The sequence below is a fragment of the Marinomonas rhizomae genome (assembly GCF_003315485.1).
GTDB classification, from domain to species: Bacteria; Pseudomonadota; Gammaproteobacteria; order Pseudomonadales; family Marinomonadaceae; genus Marinomonas; species Marinomonas rhizomae.
The window spans coordinates 124,193-141,392 of record NZ_QNSE01000006.1 but is presented as its reverse complement, the minus strand read 5'-3'; the positions used below and the strand labels follow the sequence as shown (position 1 = coordinate 141,392).

At 44.8% G+C, this 17,200-nt stretch carries 14 protein-coding genes; 9 read left to right on the top strand and 5 right to left on the bottom strand.

Features of this window, described 5'->3' with window-relative positions; genetic code table 11:
- The first annotated feature begins 174 nt into the window (after positions 1-174).
- From DFP80_RS08830 to DFP80_RS08795, 8 genes are all read left to right on the top strand, one after another.
- Entirely contained in the window at positions 175-1,653 is a 1,479-nt protein-coding gene (locus tag DFP80_RS08830) for an aldehyde dehydrogenase family protein (protein ID WP_113916447.1), read from the top strand.
- Positions 1,654-1,906: 253 nt separating this feature from the next.
- Complete coding sequence (locus DFP80_RS08825) at positions 1,907-2,575, top strand: haloacid dehalogenase type II (RefSeq protein ID WP_113916446.1); 669 nt, start codon at positions 1,907-1,909, stop codon at positions 2,573-2,575.
- A gap of 25 nt (positions 2,576-2,600) precedes the next feature.
- Positions 2,601-3,878 (top strand): NAD(P)/FAD-dependent oxidoreductase, encoded by a 1,278-nt coding sequence (locus DFP80_RS08820; protein ID WP_113916445.1) that lies wholly within the window; start codon positions 2,601-2,603, stop codon positions 3,876-3,878.
- Between the two features lie 129 nt (positions 3,879-4,007).
- Positions 4,008-5,618, top strand: a complete 1,611-nt coding sequence (locus tag DFP80_RS08815; RefSeq protein WP_113916444.1) for an ABC transporter substrate-binding protein — start codon at positions 4,008-4,010, stop codon at positions 5,616-5,618.
- A gap of 73 nt (positions 5,619-5,691) precedes the next feature.
- Complete coding sequence (locus tag DFP80_RS08810) at positions 5,692-6,645, top strand: ABC transporter permease (protein ID WP_113916443.1); 954 nt, start codon at positions 5,692-5,694, stop codon at positions 6,643-6,645.
- Positions 6,642-7,511, top strand: a complete 870-nt coding sequence (locus DFP80_RS08805) for an ABC transporter permease (RefSeq protein ID WP_113916442.1) — start codon at positions 6,642-6,644, stop codon at positions 7,509-7,511. Before DFP80_RS08810 ends, DFP80_RS08805 begins: the two co-directional genes overlap by 4 nt.
- Before the next feature lie 11 nt (positions 7,512-7,522).
- On the top strand, positions 7,523-9,361 hold the full coding sequence (locus DFP80_RS08800) for an ABC transporter ATP-binding protein (protein ID WP_113916441.1): 1,839 nt from the start codon (positions 7,523-7,525) through the stop codon (positions 9,359-9,361).
- A 52-nt stretch (positions 9,362-9,413) separates the two neighbouring features.
- Positions 9,414-9,815: a helix-turn-helix domain-containing protein gene (locus DFP80_RS08795; protein WP_113916440.1), complete on the top strand. Its 402-nt coding sequence runs from the start codon at positions 9,414-9,416 to the stop codon at positions 9,813-9,815.
- A gap of 113 nt (positions 9,816-9,928) precedes the next feature.
- Here DFP80_RS08795 and DFP80_RS08790 read toward each other — a convergent pair whose 3' ends face one another.
- The 5 genes from DFP80_RS08790 to DFP80_RS08770 form a co-directional block, all read right to left on the bottom strand.
- The gene (locus tag DFP80_RS08790) at positions 9,929-11,254 is read right to left on the bottom strand and encodes an NAD(P)/FAD-dependent oxidoreductase (RefSeq protein WP_113916439.1); all 1,326 of its coding nucleotides are present in this window, start codon (positions 11,252-11,254) and stop codon (positions 9,929-9,931) included.
- A gap of 20 nt (positions 11,255-11,274) precedes the next feature.
- Positions 11,275-12,267, bottom strand: coding sequence for a M14 family metallopeptidase (locus DFP80_RS08785; RefSeq protein ID WP_113916438.1), 993 nt, complete (start codon positions 12,265-12,267; stop codon positions 11,275-11,277).
- A gap of 17 nt (positions 12,268-12,284) precedes the next feature.
- Positions 12,285-13,766, bottom strand: a complete 1,482-nt coding sequence (locus DFP80_RS08780; protein ID WP_113916437.1) for an NAD-dependent succinate-semialdehyde dehydrogenase — start codon at positions 13,764-13,766, stop codon at positions 12,285-12,287.
- A 196-nt stretch (positions 13,767-13,962) separates the two neighbouring features.
- Entirely contained in the window at positions 13,963-14,457 is a 495-nt protein-coding gene (locus DFP80_RS08775; RefSeq protein WP_113916436.1) for an Lrp/AsnC family transcriptional regulator, read from the bottom strand.
- Positions 14,458-14,569: 112 nt separating this feature from the next.
- Positions 14,570-15,964: an aspartate aminotransferase family protein gene (locus tag DFP80_RS08770; protein ID WP_113916435.1), complete on the bottom strand. Its 1,395-nt coding sequence runs from the start codon at positions 15,962-15,964 to the stop codon at positions 14,570-14,572.
- 266 nt (positions 15,965-16,230) lie between these two features.
- Between DFP80_RS08770 and DFP80_RS08765 the strand changes: the two genes are divergently transcribed.
- The gene (locus tag DFP80_RS08765; RefSeq protein WP_113916434.1) at positions 16,231-17,163 is read left to right on the top strand and encodes a 2-hydroxyacid dehydrogenase; all 933 of its coding nucleotides are present in this window, start codon (positions 16,231-16,233) and stop codon (positions 17,161-17,163) included.
- Positions 17,164-17,200 lie beyond the last annotated feature (37 nt).

Genomic DNA, 17,200 nt, shown 5'->3' with positions numbered 1-17,200 from the left:
TTAATCATCTTGTCACAAAGGTTGCTTTATATCGTCACCTTACTTTTTAACGGCATAAAACGCTTCTTCTACGCGCTTAAAATAGAAAAAGCAGTAAACAACATGCTTGTGATGACTGACGTTACTTCAAGGTAAGTTTGCTTAATTTGTATTTATAAAGTGGGAGGTAAATATATGGCATCTTTTAATCCTGTAGATGTTCAGGTTCCTAATAGTCATTTTATTGGCGGTAAAACCGTAAATAGCGGTGAGAAAATGGACGTTTGGCGGCCATCTGATGGCCAGGCTTACGCTTCTATTCCTGTTGCTAATCTCGATTTGGTAGATCATGCGGTAGAAAACGCATGGCAAGCTTTTAAGCAAAGTAATTGGGCGAGTCAATCCCCGCGTGATAGAGCGAAGGCGATGAAACGGTGGGCGGACTTAATAGAAGCCGATGTGCATGTCCTCGCTCCTCTTGAGGCGATAGGATCGACTCGTCCTATCTCGGCGGCGACCCAGTGGGATATTCCATTTTGTGCAGAGGGTATTCGTTTCTTTGCTGAGTTTGCGGACAAATGCGGTGGCGAAGTGATTCCGACGGCTAACGGCAGTTTAGGAATGACGATTACCGAACCTTATGGTGTGGTTGGTGCTATTGCGCCTTGGAATTTTCCTTTGGTTATGGCGTCTTGGAAAATAGCCCCAGCCATGGCTGCAGGAAATGCTGTGGTATTGAAGCCTTCAGAAATGACACCGTTCAGCGTTGTGCGTTTAGCGGAATTAGCGATAGAAGCAGGTATTCCTCCAGGTATTTTTAATGTGGTGCAAGGTGATGGGCAAGTGGGTGATGCTATTTGCCGTCATCCACGTGTATCAAAAGTCACATTTACAGGGTCGACCAAAACGGGTGCTCTAATTATGACGGCTTGTGCGCAAACTGGCACGAAACCGGTGACGCTTGAATTAGGTGGTAAGAGTCCACAGTTGGTATTCGATGATATTAAAAATATCGATAAAGTTGCGCGTCGAATTGCAGGGGCGATTACCACCAATGCCGGTCAAGTTTGCGTCGCAGGTTCTCGTCTCTTGGTACAAAAAGGCATTGCTGATCAACTGGTGGCGCGTATCTCCGACATCTTTTCAGAAATGGTTGCAGGCCCAACTTGGCAAAATGATACCACCATGTCGCCTATTATTTCGTCACGAGAAGTGGATCGCATTGAGGGGGTCGTGCAACGCACTGTTCAGCAAGGCGGTGAGATTCTAGTCGGTGGGTGCCGTTTAAAAGAAAACAATCGTGCTTTTTATGAGCCGACTATTTTGACCAATGTAAACATGGGCATGGAAGCGGTGCGAGATGAGATCTTTGGTCCTGTGCTGTGTGTGGAAACCTTTGATAGCGATGATGATGCGTTGCAATTGGCATCCCATCCTTCTTATGGCTTATCGGCAGGCGTACATACGGCCGATCTAAATCGCGCAATGCGCATGGTGAATGAATTGGAAGCAGGCACTGTCTGGGTAAATCGTTATGGACGTAGTTGGGATTTTGCCATTCCAACAGGAGGATTTAAAAGCTCTGGTATTGGTAAAGATCTTGGCCGCTATGCTTATGAAGCCAACCAAAAAACCAAAAGTGTATTGATCGATTTCACTGGCGACGAAGCCTGATTCTGCTAATTGCATTAAAACTTGCCTGATAACGACATTCTGATTATCTGCGGTAGATTGTGCTGAGGTAAGGGGACAATACCGCTGAAAATGCGTTGCAGCAAAACAAAATCGAGTCAAACAGGCTTTGTTTTAATGGTGTAATAAATTCATTACGTATTTTTAGTGCCAAGAATTTTAAGAAACCTTAACGAACTGTTTTTTTGATGACATCAAAAATACGGGCTACCGAATTGTTAAATGGAGAGAAAACATGTCTACCTTGAATCCCAAGTATATTACGTTCGATTGCTACGGCACTTTAATTTATTTCCAAATGGGACCCACCGCACGTCGTGTTTTTGAAGATCGTATCTCAGCGGAAGATATGGATCAGTTTGTAAAAGATTTTGCGGCTTATCGTTTGGATGAAGTACTTGGTGATTGGAAACCTTATGACCAAGTGGTGTGTAATGCCGTTAAACGTACTTGCCAGCGTTGGGGAATTGAATACCGTGACGACGAAGGTATGATTTTTTATAACGCAGTCCCTACTTGGGGGGCGCATCCAGATGTTCCTGATGCTTTGGCGCGTTTAGCGACAAAGTTTAAGTTGGTGGGGTTAACCAACGCCATGGATGAGCAAATTCCTCATAACATTGAAAAATTAGGCGCGCCTTTTCATGCGGTTTATACCGCTGAACAAGTTCAGGCTTACAAGCCTCATTTAAAAGGCTTTGAATACATGCTGGATAAGCTAGGTTGTGGTCCAGAGGATGTGTTGCATGTTTCCTCTAGCTTACGTTATGACTTGATGTCTGCTCATGATATGGGCATCAAGAATAAGGTTTTTGTTAACCGTGGTCATGAACCTTCTACGCCTTTCTATGAATATCATGAAGTCAGCGATTTAGCTGGTTTGGCCGATTTGTTGGGCGTTTAGTCTGCCATTATCAGAAGGAATCATCATGAAGCTAGAATCCTATTGGCTCGACACGGTATCCACTTTTACCAAGGGTGAACAAGGCACCGCATCTGGTCAGTATGATGTGGCAATTGTGGGTGGAGGCTTTACTGGCTTATCTGCAGCAATTGAGCTGGCTAAACAAGGGCTTTCAGTCGTGTTGTTTGAAGCCGGTCATGTTGTTGGGGAGGCGTCAGGCCGTAATGGTGGTCAATGTAATGCAGGACTAGCCCATGATTATGCGTCATTAGCGCAGCGTATCGGAGCGGACAAAGCGCGCGCGTTTTACCATTCTTATATGGCGGCGGTGGACACGGTGGCGGATCTTGTTGAAGAAGAAAATATTGCCTGTGATTTTACCCGCAATGGTCGCTTAAAGTTAGCGGCTAAGCCTGCTCATTACGATAAGTTGGCTCGTGCTCATGAGACCTTGGTGAACGAAGTGGATCCTAATGTGGTCATGTTGACAGCAGATCAAGTGCGAGATGAGTTGGGGGTGGATCAATTTTATGGTGGCATATTGCAAACCACCAGTGCGCAGATGCATATGGGAAAATTTGGTGTCGGCTTGGCTGATGCGGCTGTTAAGCATGGCGCTAAGCTTTATGAATCCGCTGCTGTGACGGGGATTGATCGTCTTTCTAGTAATCGATATCAAGTGATTTCAAACCGTGGAACTGTTACGGCAGATAAGGTATTTCTTGCGACAGGTAGTTCGGCTAAAGGGCCTTTTAGTTATTTTCGTCGACGCTTGGTCTCGGTCGGCAGTTTTATTGTGGTGACCGAACCCTTGGCACCAGAGCCATTGTCTCGTCTTTTAGTAGAGCGCCGTAGTTACGTGACGTCTAAGAATATCGGTAATTACTTTCGTGTAACGCCTGACAATCGTTTGTTATTTGGTGGTCGTGCTCGTTTCGCGATGTCGAATCCTCGTTCTGATGAGAAAAGTGGGCATATCTTACGTGCTTCAATGGCGGAGGTGTTTCCGCAGCTTAGTCATGTTCGTATTGATTATTGCTGGGGTGGTTTGGTTGATATGACGGCAGATCGCTTACCACGAGCGGGCCAGTACGATGGCATGTATTACTCACTGGGATACAGTGGGCATGGCGTTCAAATGTCAACACATATGGGCAAGGTGATGGCTCAGGTGATGATGGGTAATGAGATGGTAAATCCTTGGCGAGAACTGAATTGGCCGCCGGTACCTGGTCACTTCGGAAAGCCTTGGTTTTTGCCGTTTGTAGGAGCTTATTATCGTTTTCAAGACCTCATTCACTAGGGGTAGAAGAGATTTAACAAAGTTTGCAGCCTCATAAGGCAAAGAATAGAGTTTTATTATAAGAAAGATAAATATTTATAAAAATAGCGACACACAAAAGACATAACAACTCACAAAAGGAACCATAAAATGAAAGATGAAAAAACGCGTTCGTTGGTGGATCAACAGAGTTCAAATTCAGCCACGCAGGGCGTTTCACGACGTCAGGTGCTACGTGGAATGATGACAAGTGGATTGGTTGCTGCTGGTTCTGGAGTTTTAGTACCAGGTTCGTCTTTAGCATTTGCCGATACAGCGAAAGGCACACGCGGTGGTAAAATTAAAGTGGCCAGTCAATCCGGTTCCACTGCCGATACGTTAGACCCAGCCAAAGGGTCAGGTTCAACAGACTATACTCGCCAATATATGTTTTATAATGGCCTAACTATGTTGGATGAAAGTCTTGCTCCGAAAATGGTATTAGCAGAATCCTTTGATACTCGAGACGCACAGAATTGGGTGATTAAACTGCGTAAAGGGGTAAACTTTCATGATGGAAAACCTTTAACTTCTGCCGATGTTGTATACAGTTTAAATCGACATAAAAACCCAAAAACTAGCTCTAAAGTCGAAACAGTCGCCAAGCAAATGGTCGAAATTAAGGCGGTGGGAACCGATGAAATACACATCAGTTTAGAAACAAAAAATGCCGACTTACCTGCGATTCTAGCTGTATCGCATTTTCTGATTGTGCGTGATGGGACAACAGATTTTAGCAAGGCTAACGGTACGGGGCCTTTTATTTGTCAGGAGTTTCAACCAGGTATTCGTTCTATCGGTACTCGTAACCCAGATTATTGGAAAAAAGGCCTTCCTTATTTAGATGAAGTAGAGCTGTTTTCTATTCCAGATGAGCCTGCTCGTGTCAATGCGCTATTGTCTGGCGATGTACACTTGATTAACTCGGTAAATCCACGTTCTATGAGTACGTTAATGGCCAGTCCATTGGCCCGCGTCATTCAGTCAGATTCTGGTGGTTACACGAATTTGGTAATGCGTGATCAGCTCGGTCCAGTGCAAAACCCAGATTTTGTATTGGGCATGAAGTCTCTTTTAAATCGCGAACAGATCCTAAACATTGCTTGTCGGGGCTTTGGTACGATTGCCAATGATCAACCGATTCCTAAAGGACATCGTTATTACACTAGTGGATTATCACAGCGTGAATACGACCCAGAAAAAGCTAAATTCCATTTCAAAAAAGCAGGGGTGTTAGGACAAAGTATTCCCATGGTCGCTTCTTCCGCAGCAGATAACTCTGTTGAGATGGCTCAGTTAATTCAATTGGCGGGACAGCAATCGGGTTTGAAGCTAGATATTAAACGAGTGCCTGCGGATGGCTACTGGTCTAATCACTGGATGAAGGATGCATTAGGTTTTTCCAATATAAATCCACGCCCTACAGCGGATTTAATTTTCAGCCTGTTTTATCAATCTAGCTCAAATTGGAATGAATCTGGCTGGAAAAATGACCAATTCGATCAGTTGTTAGTGGCTGCTCGTGGCGAAACGAATGAAAGCAAGCGCAAGCAGATGTATGGTGACATGCAAGTGCTTGTACATGACCTTTGCGGTATTGGTATCCCAACGTTTAGCAGTATTAATGATGCCTGTAGTAGTAAGTTAGGTGGTTATAAGCCTCACCCGCTTGGCGGTTTTATGGGGTACATGTTTGCAGAGCAAGTTTGGCTGGAAGTGTAAGTCGCATTTTCTTGTTAATGATGTCCAGTGTTGTGGCGATGTATGCCACAACACTCTGCACAATAGGTGAACCATGAATCAAACTATTTCACGACTTATTATAAATCGCATAGGGTTGGGTTTGCTGACCTTATTGATTGTGTCGTTGGTGATTTTTATGATCACTAATTTATTGCCTGGGGATGCTGCTCAAGAGCTATTAGGCCAATCAGCTACTCCTGAAACCTTGGCAGCTTTGCGTTCTCAGCTAGGGCTAGACCTTCCTATTTACACTCGTTATATCCAATGGCTTGGCGGCTTGTTAGTTGGGGATGCTGGTTATTCTATGGTAAACGGTATGTCAATTATGGAGTTGATTTGGAGTCGTTTGCCTAACACATTAAGCCTGGCTGCTTTTGCAACTCTTGTGTCAGTGCCTGTGGCCTTGTCGATTGGTATTTTTTCGGCCATGTATCGTGGCTCTTGGTTTGACCGATATAGCAATATGTTGGCTGTTTTTGCTGTTTCTGTTCCTGAATTTTTAATTGCTACCATTGCTGTATTAATCTTTGCAGTAAAATTGGGATGGCTATCGGCGTTATCTCATATTGAAAGTGCGAATACCTTTGGTGAAATGCTGAAAGTTTATGCTATGCCGGTACTGACTTTATGTAGTGTATTGGTAGCACAGATGGCGCGAATGACCCGAGCAGCGGTCATCGATCAGCTAAGTTCACCTTATGTAGAAATGGCCTTATTAAAAGGCGCTAGCCCCATTCGAATTGTGTTACTTCATGTGTTGCCCAACGCTCTGGGTCCGATAGCCAATGCTATTGCGTTGAGTCTGTCTTATTTATTGGGTGGCGTTATCATCGTTGAGTCGATTTTCAACTACCCTGGCATTGCAACCTTAATGCTAAATGCGGTCAGTACAAGGGATATGCCCTTGGTTCAAGGTTGTGCCATGCTGTTTTGCTTTGGTTATCTCATTTTGGTGTTAATGGCTGATATTTGTGAAATTGTATCTAATCCGAGGTTACGAAAATGAGTATACATAAGACGACGGTTGCCACAACGAATACCAGTAATCCCCTATCTTTATTTTCTCGCTTCCATGTGCAATCTGTCAGTGGGCTGATAGGCGGTGCTTTAATTATTTTTTGGTTGGTTATGGCGGTCATCGGTCCGATGGTTGCCCCTTATGGTGCGAATGACTTTGTTAGTTATGATGTCTTTGGTCCTATGAGTAAAGACTACTTAATGGGGACAGACTATCTTGGGCGAGATATTTTTAGTCGAGTATTAAATGGTACGCCATATACCATAGGTGTGGCGTTAGCTGCTACGGTTGCAGCTTGCACCGCTGGTGTTGTTTCTGGATTGGTTGCTGCAGCATCAGCTGGTTGGGTCGATGCTGTGATTAGTCGGGCTCAAGACGCCTTGATCTCCATTCCTAGCAAAATGTTTGCTTTGATTATGGTGGCATCGTTTGGTTCGTCCGTACCCTTATTAATCATAATGGCGGCGATTGCTTATATGCCAGGAAGTTTTCGTATTGCACGTGCATTGGCGGTCAATGTGATGACACTGGATTATGTCCAAGTGGCCCGCCTTCGAGGCGAATCTATGGCGTATATAATCTTCAAAGAAGTATTGCCCAATATGTTTCGTCCAGTGCTAACTGATTTTGGTCTGCGCTTTGTTTTTATTGTGTTGTTGTTGAGTTCTATGAGCTTTTTAGGGTTAGGCGTTCAGCCGCCAGATGCGGATTGGGGATCTTTAGTTCGTGAAAATATCTCTGGTTTAGGTGCTGGTGCTCCAGCAGTAATTGCACCTGCCGTTGCTATTGCGTCTTTGACTATTGGCGTCAACTTACTAATCGACAGTATTGGCAATAAGTCAGCACATCATTAAGGAGAACAAAGATGACAGAACTTGTAAAAGTAAGTGGTTTGCGTGTTGCGGTACGTTCTGGTGGTGCGGATATCCCTATTGTGCATGGTGCGGACTTTAGTCTAAAAAAAGGCGAAGTATTAGCATTAATTGGTGAATCAGGCTCAGGGAAAACAACCATTGCTTTATCTTTAATGGGCTATGCTCGAAATGGTTGTCATATTGTAGACGGCTCTGTGCAAATTGATGATGTGGATGTATTGTCGCTATCTCCAGCTCAGCTAGCGAAAGTTCGTGGCCGTACCATATCTTACATCGCGCAAAGTGCGGCGGCTGCATTTAACCCTTCAAAAACCATAATGGATCAGGTAATTGAAAGTGCCATGATTCATAAAACTTGCAGCCGTAAAGAGGCTCAAGCAAAAGCCATTGGTTTGTTTCGAGAGTTGGCATTACCCTTTCCTGAAAAAATTGGCGAACGTTATCCTCATCAGGTCTCGGGTGGTCAATTACAACGGTTGATGGCCGCTATGGCGTTGATCACTGATCCAGCGCTGGTCATATTGGATGAGCCGACAACGGCGTTGGATGTAACGACACAAATTGAAGTGTTAAGAGCGTTTAAGAAAGTCGTGCGCGAACGTAATACTACTGCCGTGTATGTGTCCCATGATCTAGCGGTTGTTGCGCAAATGGCTGACCGTATTGTGGTGCTTAGAAATGGTCAAATCCAAGAAAATAACTTAACTAAAAAGATTTTAGAAACACCACAGCATGACTACACCAAAAGTCTTTTGTCGGCGATGAAGCCTGAGACCCGTCAAGATACCATCGAACAGAAAAAAATGGATTTAGATACTGATACGCCATTGTTAGAGGTACGCCATTTGGAGGTGTGTTTTGGTGATAAAAAAGTGCTTCAGGATATCGATTTAAAAATTCGTCGAGGGGCGACAGTTGGTGTTATTGGCGAATCTGGTTCAGGTAAAACAACGTTAGCTAGAACCATTGTAGGCTTAGTGCAACCAAGTTTAGGGAATATCTATCTTGATGGTTTGCCATTGGAAGCGTCTGCATCCGACCGTTCCCGAGAACAATTACGACGTGTCCAATATGTGTTTCAAAATGCTGATACCGCATTGAATCCATTGCATACCGTAGAAGAGATTCTAGCCCGTCCGCTACGTTTTTATCATGGAATGAAAGGAAAAAAGCAGCATGATAGGGTTATTGAGTTGCTTGATTTAGTACATTTACCGGCCACTATTGCTAAACGTCGTCCAACGGAATTATCTGGTGGTCAAAAGCAGCGAATCAATTTGGCACGAGCCTTAGCGGCTGAGCCTGATATCATTCTATGTGACGAAGTGACATCGGCTCTGGACACGGTGGTTGGCGCTGCGATTTTAGAATTGATGGCGGATTTACGGAAGAAGCTCAACGTTTCATATTTGTTTATTAGTCATGATATCAGCATGGTTCAAGCCATTTGTGATGAGGTCGTTGTTCTTTATTCTGGTTTCAAGGTAGAGCAAGGAGCAGGTGAATCGTTTCAGCGTCCACCATTTCATCCTTATACTCAGCTACTTATCGACTCAGTGCCAGAGATGCAGCAAGGCTGGCTTGAATCCACCACAGCTAACCATGAACTCCTACCTTCGATTGGCGCCCCTAAACCTAATGTTGAGTTGTGTCCTTTCTTAGATCGTTGCTCTGCAAGAGAAGAAGGTAAGTGTAATCGTATTATTCCTTCTCGTATCAAGCTGAAAAAAGGCAATCAGATACTTTGTCATCACGCGTTTGTCGAGCATAAAGGACAGACACATGACCAAACTAGAGTGCAAGTTGATGCAATGGCTGCAAGTGTCTAACAATGTATCAAAGTGAATCCTTGTTGATTTATAAAGCGGTGAGGTATGACGGATGGAAAATCAAGCACGTTTGTCTTTTAATGAGCAATGGTTACAGATTGAAAGTTTATCCTTGCATGAGAATGGCTCTGCGTTCCAGGCAATTGCTCAAGCGAAAGCTCATATAGAACAACATTATAAAGAGTCTATAAATCTTGATTCTTTAGCCGATTTAGTTGGATTGACCCGTTTCAGTCTCGCTAAGCAATTTCGTCAATTAGTTGGTGTTTCTCCCTATCAATACGTATGTCGAGTACGTATTCGTAATGCTCAATCCTTGATTGAGCAGGGTGAGCGTCCTACAGAGATTGCTGGCGCTGTAGGTTTTTTTGACCAGAGTCACTTGGCTAAACACTTTAAACGATTGTGCGGCATCACGCCTAGTCAATATAGAGAACGTTTTTGTAAGGCTTAGCTAGCGTTTTACTTTTCTTTTGAGTGTTTTAACAGCATAAACAAAACCCCATGACAGGTCTCTGCATGGGGTTTTGTTTTGTTGCTCTGAGTGGCTTAGGATATTGTTTCAGCTTAAAATTCAGACACTTTACCCCAAACGCTTTTATGCAATCGAGCAAGTTGATATTGCTTGTGCTCTACAAAGGTCTCTTTGCCTGCAATCATTTCCGCGATAAGCTTGCCTGCACCGGGGCCGATGCCAAAGCCGTGACCCGAAAAACCAGCAGCAATCATAAAGCCAGATACATTTGTAGCGTGATCAATAACGGGTACGCCATCTGGCGTGCTATCTATATAACCTGCCCATGATGCTTGTACAGGAACATGTCCTAGTCCAGGAAGCATACGGCGAGCACGAGACAGGGTTTCATTAATTAATTTATTGGAAGGTTCAGGATCGAGAATTCGATTTCGCTCCATGGGGGTTGGTTTGTCTAACGCCCATTTTGTTCGTGTCTCATGGCCAGAAAGCCAAGCTTGTAAACCACCCGGAGACAGAGCTTTCCAGCGCTTTGCAAACATAGGTAAAAAATCCGTTGCAAAGCGCAACTGCTGTAGAGTGATATCTACATTTGCCGTGCCTGAAATGGCAAGCGTGTAGCCACCGTCACCACGTTTAGTGATCGATACTCCGGAGGTGTGCAATGCATCTGGAATGTCTGTTGCCCCTGGCATGATAGAGAGAATGGATGAGCGCACTGCAGACTGTGGAAATCGAATGTCCAACTGATTGCAGAAAGACGACGCCCAAGCGCCACCTGCCATCACTACCTGAGTCGTCTTTATGACACCTTTTTCTGTTATGACCCCAGAAACTTTGCCGGCCTCAGTCTCTACGCCGCGCGCAGCACAAAATTGATGAACACTTCCGCCGTGCTTCATTACGCCTTTAGCTATTAGTGGTGCGGCTTTAGAAGGATCGGCTATGCCATCAGAAGGAGAGAATACGCCTCCTAGCCATGGTTTATTGGTAGCTTTACCGCGATCAGCGGCTTCACTAGGACTAAGCATATGCGTTGTTACGCCTTCGCCTTTGGCAAAGTCTCGCCATTTGGCCCAGCCGTCTAGCTCTGTTTGATTGTCAGATAAATACAGCAGGCCGCAGCGACGAAACCCCAAATCTTCGCCAATATCGGCGGTTATTTCTTCCCAGAGGTCGAGGCTTTTCGTTGCAAGCGGTAGTTCACGGGCATCGCGATTTTGCTGACGACACCAGCCCCAGTTCCGGCTGGATTGTTCTGCGCCAATGCGGCCTTTTTCGATTAAGGCGACGGTCATGCCTTGGCGCGCTATAAAATATGCGGCACATACGCCGACTATGCCACCGCCTATAACAACGACATCGGCCTGTTCGGGTAACTCTGGTGTTGATGAAATACTCATTAGTGGAGCTGGCATCTTGTTCTCCTAGCCGATTATTACGCGCTTTGAAGTTCGCCTAGGCGAACTACTGTAACTCCTGGTCGCAACTGACGAACCGACGGCATCACCAAAACGCAATTTTCATAAGGGGTTGTGATTTGTTTACCATCGCGCCATGCGATAATACTGCCAGCTTCGCTGAATGTTTCGAGACCGGTGTAATTCTCGGTAAAACGAAAATTCATGCTGGTGGCCACGACTGGTTCAGTCACTTTGACAATGTTCATTTTGGGCTCAAGTGGTTGAAACCAACTACTGGGTAAATCACTGTCTTGGAAGAGGCCATGTAACAGCAAAAAACGCGCTGTCACATCACGTGCAACGGTCACGGCTGATGATTCCCAATGTTGGCCGCATTCAACGAGTAAGGCATTTTTTGCGCTACTAGAGTCACCAAATCCAGCATAATCACGAAGACGGCAACCTTCAGGGTGGCCTTCATCGCGAATAACCCAAGCTGGTGATTGTTGTTCTTGGGCAAGCTCTAGCCCTTTTTCCAGTGGGCCACACACACAAAGGGGTGGGCATTTTTCATGCATTGAATGTAAATCTAACAAGAAATCTACTTCGTCAATGATAGGGCGTAATTGACGAGCTCGTTGTAACTCTGTGGAATTCTGACTGAGATCATCAAGAATCTCTTTTGTCCAAACGCGATTAAGGTCTTGATCAACAAATCGTGATGTATCAGGATTGGTTGAATCAAACTTTAGGTAAGCGGCCACATTGGCGAAAGCTAGGGTAAGTCTGCCTTTACGCGGTTTAATGGCTAAGTCGATGAGCTCCTTTACCACGATCGCTCCGCATACTTCGTTGCCATGAGTGATGGCATTGATCATCACATGAGGCCCAGTCTCGCCACTGTCAAAAGTATATAGATAGGGAATACCATTATTGCCTGAAGCATAAGGGGTGATGTCTGGGAAATCGATTTCGATTGGGTATTCTGGCAAGGTGCCCGTTGTCGAATGAGTCTCTTTATTGTTCATTAAACGTGTCTCCATGATTAGCTTAAATTACCTTGGCAGAGATATTTCGTGTCCATGTAGTCATCAAGGCCATAACGCGAGCCTTCACGGCCATAACCTGATTCCTTTACACCTCCAAAAGGCGCTGTTTCAGATGCGATGGCACCTTCATTAATACCGACAATACCGGTCTGCATCTTGTTTGATACTCGCCAAACTCGTTTGATGTCATTCGAATAAAAATAACCAGCTAAGCCAAATGGGGTGTTATTTGCCGCTTCAATGACTTCTTGCTCTGAGCGAAAACGAAACAAAGGTGCGACAGGGCCAAAGGTTTCATCGTGTGCTAGTTGCATGTTGTGATTGGCATCGATCAGTACCGTTGGGGCAAAATAATTGGGCCCAGTGGCAATAGCATTTTGAATGCGTTCGCCACCTGTTAGCAGCTTTGCTCCATGCTGTAGGGCGTCTTGTACATGTTGCTGTATTTTGTCGATGGCTCGGTCGTTTATCATCGGGCCTATTTGGCTGTCGTCTCGGTCCCAAGGTCCGACTTTTAGTGACGATACTCGTTCGGTCAATTTATCTGCAAAAGCATCATAGACACTGTCATGAACATAAATGCGATTTGGACAGACGCAAGTTTGTCCGCCATTACGGAATTTAGCCGCCATTAAACCTTCTACTGCGGCGTCTAAATCAGCATCTTCAAAGACGATGAATGGCGCATTTCCGCCAAGCTCTAAAGAAAGGTGCTTGAGTGTTGAAGCCGATTCACGAGCCAGGATCTTCCCGACGGCGGTGGATCCTGTGAAGGTGATTTTACGCACACGAGAATCTGTCAGCCAAACCCCTACCACATCGGATACTCGATCACGTGATGACGTGATGATGTTTAATACGCCCGCGGGAATACCGGCTTCTTCTGCCAAAACGACCAAGGCCAATGCCGTAAGTGGTGTGTCTTCAGCTGGTTTGGCTACCACAGTGCAGCCTGCCGCTAGAGCCGGGGCGATTTTACGAGCGATCATGGCGAGCGGGAAATTCCATGGGGTAATAGCGGCCACAACACCAACGGGCTCTTTGACGACCATGAGTTTTTTACCCTGAACGGCTTCTGGAATAATGTCGCCATACGTTCGTAAAGCTTCGCTCGCGAACCAATCCACATAAGAGGCACCGTAAGCAACTTCACCGCGGGCCTCAGCAAGTGGCTTTCCTTGTTCAAACGACATAATGCGGGCCAAGTCTTCACTGTTGTCTAGGATCAATTTATGCCAACGAATAAGGCATTGGGAACGAGCTTTTGCTGGTAGGTTACGCCAATCTTCAAATGCTACGTAGGCCGCCTCTATTGCGAGTTTTGCATCGTCGGCTGTGCTGTTTGCTGCTTGAGCAAATACCAAGCCATTAGCAGGGTTGCTAACAGGGTATTGCTCATTTTTTTTGCTGTTTTGCCACTGGCCGTTTATGAAATTACCGGAACGGATAAGGTCTGGTCGAGTTAGTGTCAAAGTCATAGAGTCGCGGCCTTTTAAAATACAGTCATCATAGAATTGATAACTATTTTAGCGAGAGCGGGCTAACAATTACGTTTGTTATGACGGGGATAAATCGCAGGATTGAGTGTTTTTTTGGTTGGATTCAGAAGTTTATGCCGTGACTAGTAAAATGTGCGGATAGTGACAACTATGCACAATATGGAGTTTCTATAGGTCAATCTTCTGGGCTGAATAAGTTATCAATTGGGTAGTATTTTTTGACGATAGGGGATTTGATAACTATATAGCTGAAGTATTTATCTATGAAGATATTTTGGTCTAATAAGTTTTCCATCACTTCTTGGTAATGCACTACATTGCGAGTTAAAAAAATGAGTTGATAGTCAAATCCACCACTAACAAGGTGACATTCTTGAACTTCGTCTACTTTACGAATGTAAGCCTCGAATTGAGCGAAATGGTCTGGTCTATGGTCCTTTAATGTAATTTGTGTGAACACGCGTTGGATAGTACCAAGCTTTTCTAATTGAATATGGGCACCATAATCTATGATATAGCCAGCTTTCTCAAGACGCTTGACTCTAGTGAGACAAGGGCTAGGAGAGAGACCAACCTCGTCGGCTAGGTTGACATTGGAAATACGGCCGTTGCGCTGCAGATGGCTCAGAATACGAATATCAAGTCGATCCAGTTTCGGCGCGCCGTTCATTAAAATCTCCAGTTATTTTAATCAGTTAGGTTCCCTTGATACTAACAGTAAACATTGCGAGGCGTCATCTATTGATGCATCACAATGTTTACGGACAAGATAAGGTGGCTAATTAGGGGTGTTTAGCTGACTCAATGTAAGACAAAACCTCAGGTTGTTCGAGTACATCGTCAAGGGTACGTTTTAACCGCTCAAATAAGAGATTAAAGTCTTCTTTTGTGTAACATAGTGCAGGAGCAAACCCAAGAATATTGTCGGCAAATGCTCTGAAGATTAAGCCATGTTTATAGGCTGCTGTAGAGACGCGTTCAGACAATTTAAGTGCTGGATCAAAAGGTGTTTTTTTGTTTTTATTTGCGACCAATTCGAGAGCACCTAGTAAGCCACGGCTACGGGCGTCCCCTACAAGTGGATGATCAAGCATCGCTGTTAACCCAGCCTCAAAATGACAGGTTACTGCTTGCCCGTTGGCAAGTAGGCCTCCTTCTTCGTAGAGTCGGATTACTTCCAGTGCAATGGTTGCACTTACAGGGTGAGCTGAGTAGGTGTAGCCATGACCGACTGGTGCATCTGGACCACAACCGTCGGCAATGCCTTGGTAAATGGCATCACTCATCATGACGGCACCCATGGGCGCATAACCTGCGGTTAGGCCTTTTGCCATTGTCATTAAGTCTGGCGTAACGTCTTCTGCTAGACTGGCAAACATAGGACCTGTTCGGCCAAAGCCTGTAATCACTTCATCGACAACAAACAGTACCCCCAAGGCATTACAACAGTCTTGCATGGCTTTTAACCAGCCTTTAGGAGGTACAATCACGCCGCCAGAACCGATCACAGGTTCACAGAAAAAGGCCGCGACATGGTCAACACCAAGCTCTTCTACTTTGTTCTTTAATGCCATGACGGATTCGGCAATGATGGCCTCAGGGCTCGTGTCTTGTGCGTTACGGTAAGCGTATGGACAAGGAATGCGATGTTGATTGGGTAAGGGAAGGTCAAAGTGCCGATGAAAAACGGGTAACGCCGTTAGCCCCGCACTTTGTGACGACGAACCATGGTAGCCTCGCTCTATGCTGATAAAGTGTTTTTTTTGCGGCTTCCCTAACGAATTAAAGTAATTGACGATGAATCGAATAGTCGAATCGACGGCATCAGAACCACCTAATGTAAAATACACATGCTGTAACGACGTTGGTGTGATCTCGACCAGTTTTGCTGCCAGTTTAATGGCAGGTTCAGAACTAAAGTGAAAATAGCCTGTCGCATATGGCAGTGTGCGCATTTGTGCTTCGGCGGCTTGTACAATGCTTTCTTGACCATAACCAACATTTACACACCAAAGTCCTGAAAAAGCATCCAGAAGTTCCTTTCCTGTACTATCGGTTAGATAAGCGCCTTGTCCAGACTTAAGAATGGTGGCTCCTCGATGCTCGTGTGCATGATAGTTTGTAACGGGGTGAATCAAATGTTGTTTGTCTAGCGATACTAAAGAATCGTCTTGCATGATGAATCTGCCATATGTCGTTTAAAAAGTGACTATTATGGTAGTCTCAAAAAGACGGTGTATTCTGTCGAGTCAGATAGTCAGAACAAGGCAGATATAACGAATTCGAGGCGTATTCGGAATATTATTTGGTTTGTGGTTTTTGAGTGTTTTTATCGGTTTAGACGCCTTTTAAAGTCTACGTTCGAGCGGTATCTTGTTGGGTGTTATTGCTGTTTCCCCAGCAATTTTAATTACGAAGACCTAACGTAAAAGAGAGAACATAAATGAGCGTTGCTATTTTATTTGCTACCAATTCGCCTACGTATTCGAATACTTTAATCAACTTATGTCGTGAGCTTTACCCTGAGGTTGAAGTATATCTACCGGGGGATGTCGGCGCCGAGAAAGCCAAATTGGCCGCTTGTTGGTCACCGGATCAGAAACTGCTCCAACAGTACCCTAATATTGAACTCATTCACTCTGTGGCGGCAGGTGTGGATCATATTGGCGCTGACTTACTGTCTTCTGGTGCGCCAGTTTGCCGAGTAGTCGATGATGGTCAAAAAGTGGGCATGTTTGAATATATTCTGTGTGGTATTTTGAACGTACAGCGTAATTTTGACAAAGCGGCTATGGAGCAAGCGTCACAGAATTGGCAAAGATACCCAATGCGTAAAAGGGGCGAGATGCGAGTGGGTATCTTAGGATTAGGTGAATTAGGTGGGTTTGCAGCAAGCCAATTGGCTGAGTTCGGTTACCGTGTTTCTGGTTGGTCTCGAACAGAAAAATCTTTACCTAATGTAAACTGTCATTTTGGTGTTGATGGTTTGCAGACATTGGTCAGTCAGTCTGATGTTTTAGTGAATATGTTGCCATTAAACGTTCATACCAAGGGGATTTTGAACGAAGATTTGATGAGTCAATTACCAGAAGGTGCGTATCTAATGAATTGTGGTCGCGGTGCTCACTTAGTGACAAAGGACTTGATCCGAGCCGTCAACAGAGGGCACTTGCGTGGTGCATTGTTAGATGTTTTTAATGTCGAACCATTACCTTCTAGCGATCCATTGTGGACAACCAAAGGCATATTTATTACACCTCATGTGGCTTCTGATGCCTCGAAACCTGAAATTATTCATCAGCTAGTGAGTAATGCAATGAAACTTGCTGCCGGGCAAACACTCAACAATCAGATCAACCAAGTCTTGGGTTATTGATTGTTAGAAATAATGTAAAAAGATAGGGGGCTAAAGC

Coding starts and splice junctions, on each gene's coding strand:
- DFP80_RS08795 (WP_113916440.1), top strand. CDS start 9,414: ATGGAAAATCAAGCACGTTTGTCTTTTAATGAGCAATGGTTACAGATT.
- DFP80_RS08825 (WP_113916446.1), top strand. CDS start 1,907: ATGTCTACCTTGAATCCCAAGTATATTACGTTCGATTGCTACGGCACT.
- DFP80_RS08780 (WP_113916437.1), bottom strand. CDS start 13,766: ATGACTTTGACACTAACTCGACCAGACCTTATCCGTTCCGGTAATTTC.
- DFP80_RS08785 (WP_113916438.1), bottom strand. CDS start 12,267: ATGAACAATAAAGAGACTCATTCGACAACGGGCACCTTGCCAGAATAC.
- DFP80_RS08815 (WP_113916444.1), top strand. CDS start 4,008: ATGAAAGATGAAAAAACGCGTTCGTTGGTGGATCAACAGAGTTCAAAT.
- DFP80_RS08805 (WP_113916442.1), top strand. CDS start 6,642: ATGAGTATACATAAGACGACGGTTGCCACAACGAATACCAGTAATCCC.
- DFP80_RS08830 (WP_113916447.1), top strand. CDS start 175: ATGGCATCTTTTAATCCTGTAGATGTTCAGGTTCCTAATAGTCATTTT.
- DFP80_RS08765 (WP_113916434.1), top strand. CDS start 16,231: ATGAGCGTTGCTATTTTATTTGCTACCAATTCGCCTACGTATTCGAAT.
- DFP80_RS08810 (WP_113916443.1), top strand. CDS start 5,692: ATGAATCAAACTATTTCACGACTTATTATAAATCGCATAGGGTTGGGT.
- DFP80_RS08790 (WP_113916439.1), bottom strand. CDS start 11,254: ATGCCAGCTCCACTAATGAGTATTTCATCAACACCAGAGTTACCCGAA.
- DFP80_RS08770 (WP_113916435.1), bottom strand. CDS start 15,964: ATGCAAGACGATTCTTTAGTATCGCTAGACAAACAACATTTGATTCAC.
- DFP80_RS08820 (WP_113916445.1), top strand. CDS start 2,601: ATGAAGCTAGAATCCTATTGGCTCGACACGGTATCCACTTTTACCAAG.
- DFP80_RS08775 (WP_113916436.1), bottom strand. CDS start 14,457: ATGAACGGCGCGCCGAAACTGGATCGACTTGATATTCGTATTCTGAGC.
- DFP80_RS08800 (WP_113916441.1), top strand. CDS start 7,523: ATGACAGAACTTGTAAAAGTAAGTGGTTTGCGTGTTGCGGTACGTTCT.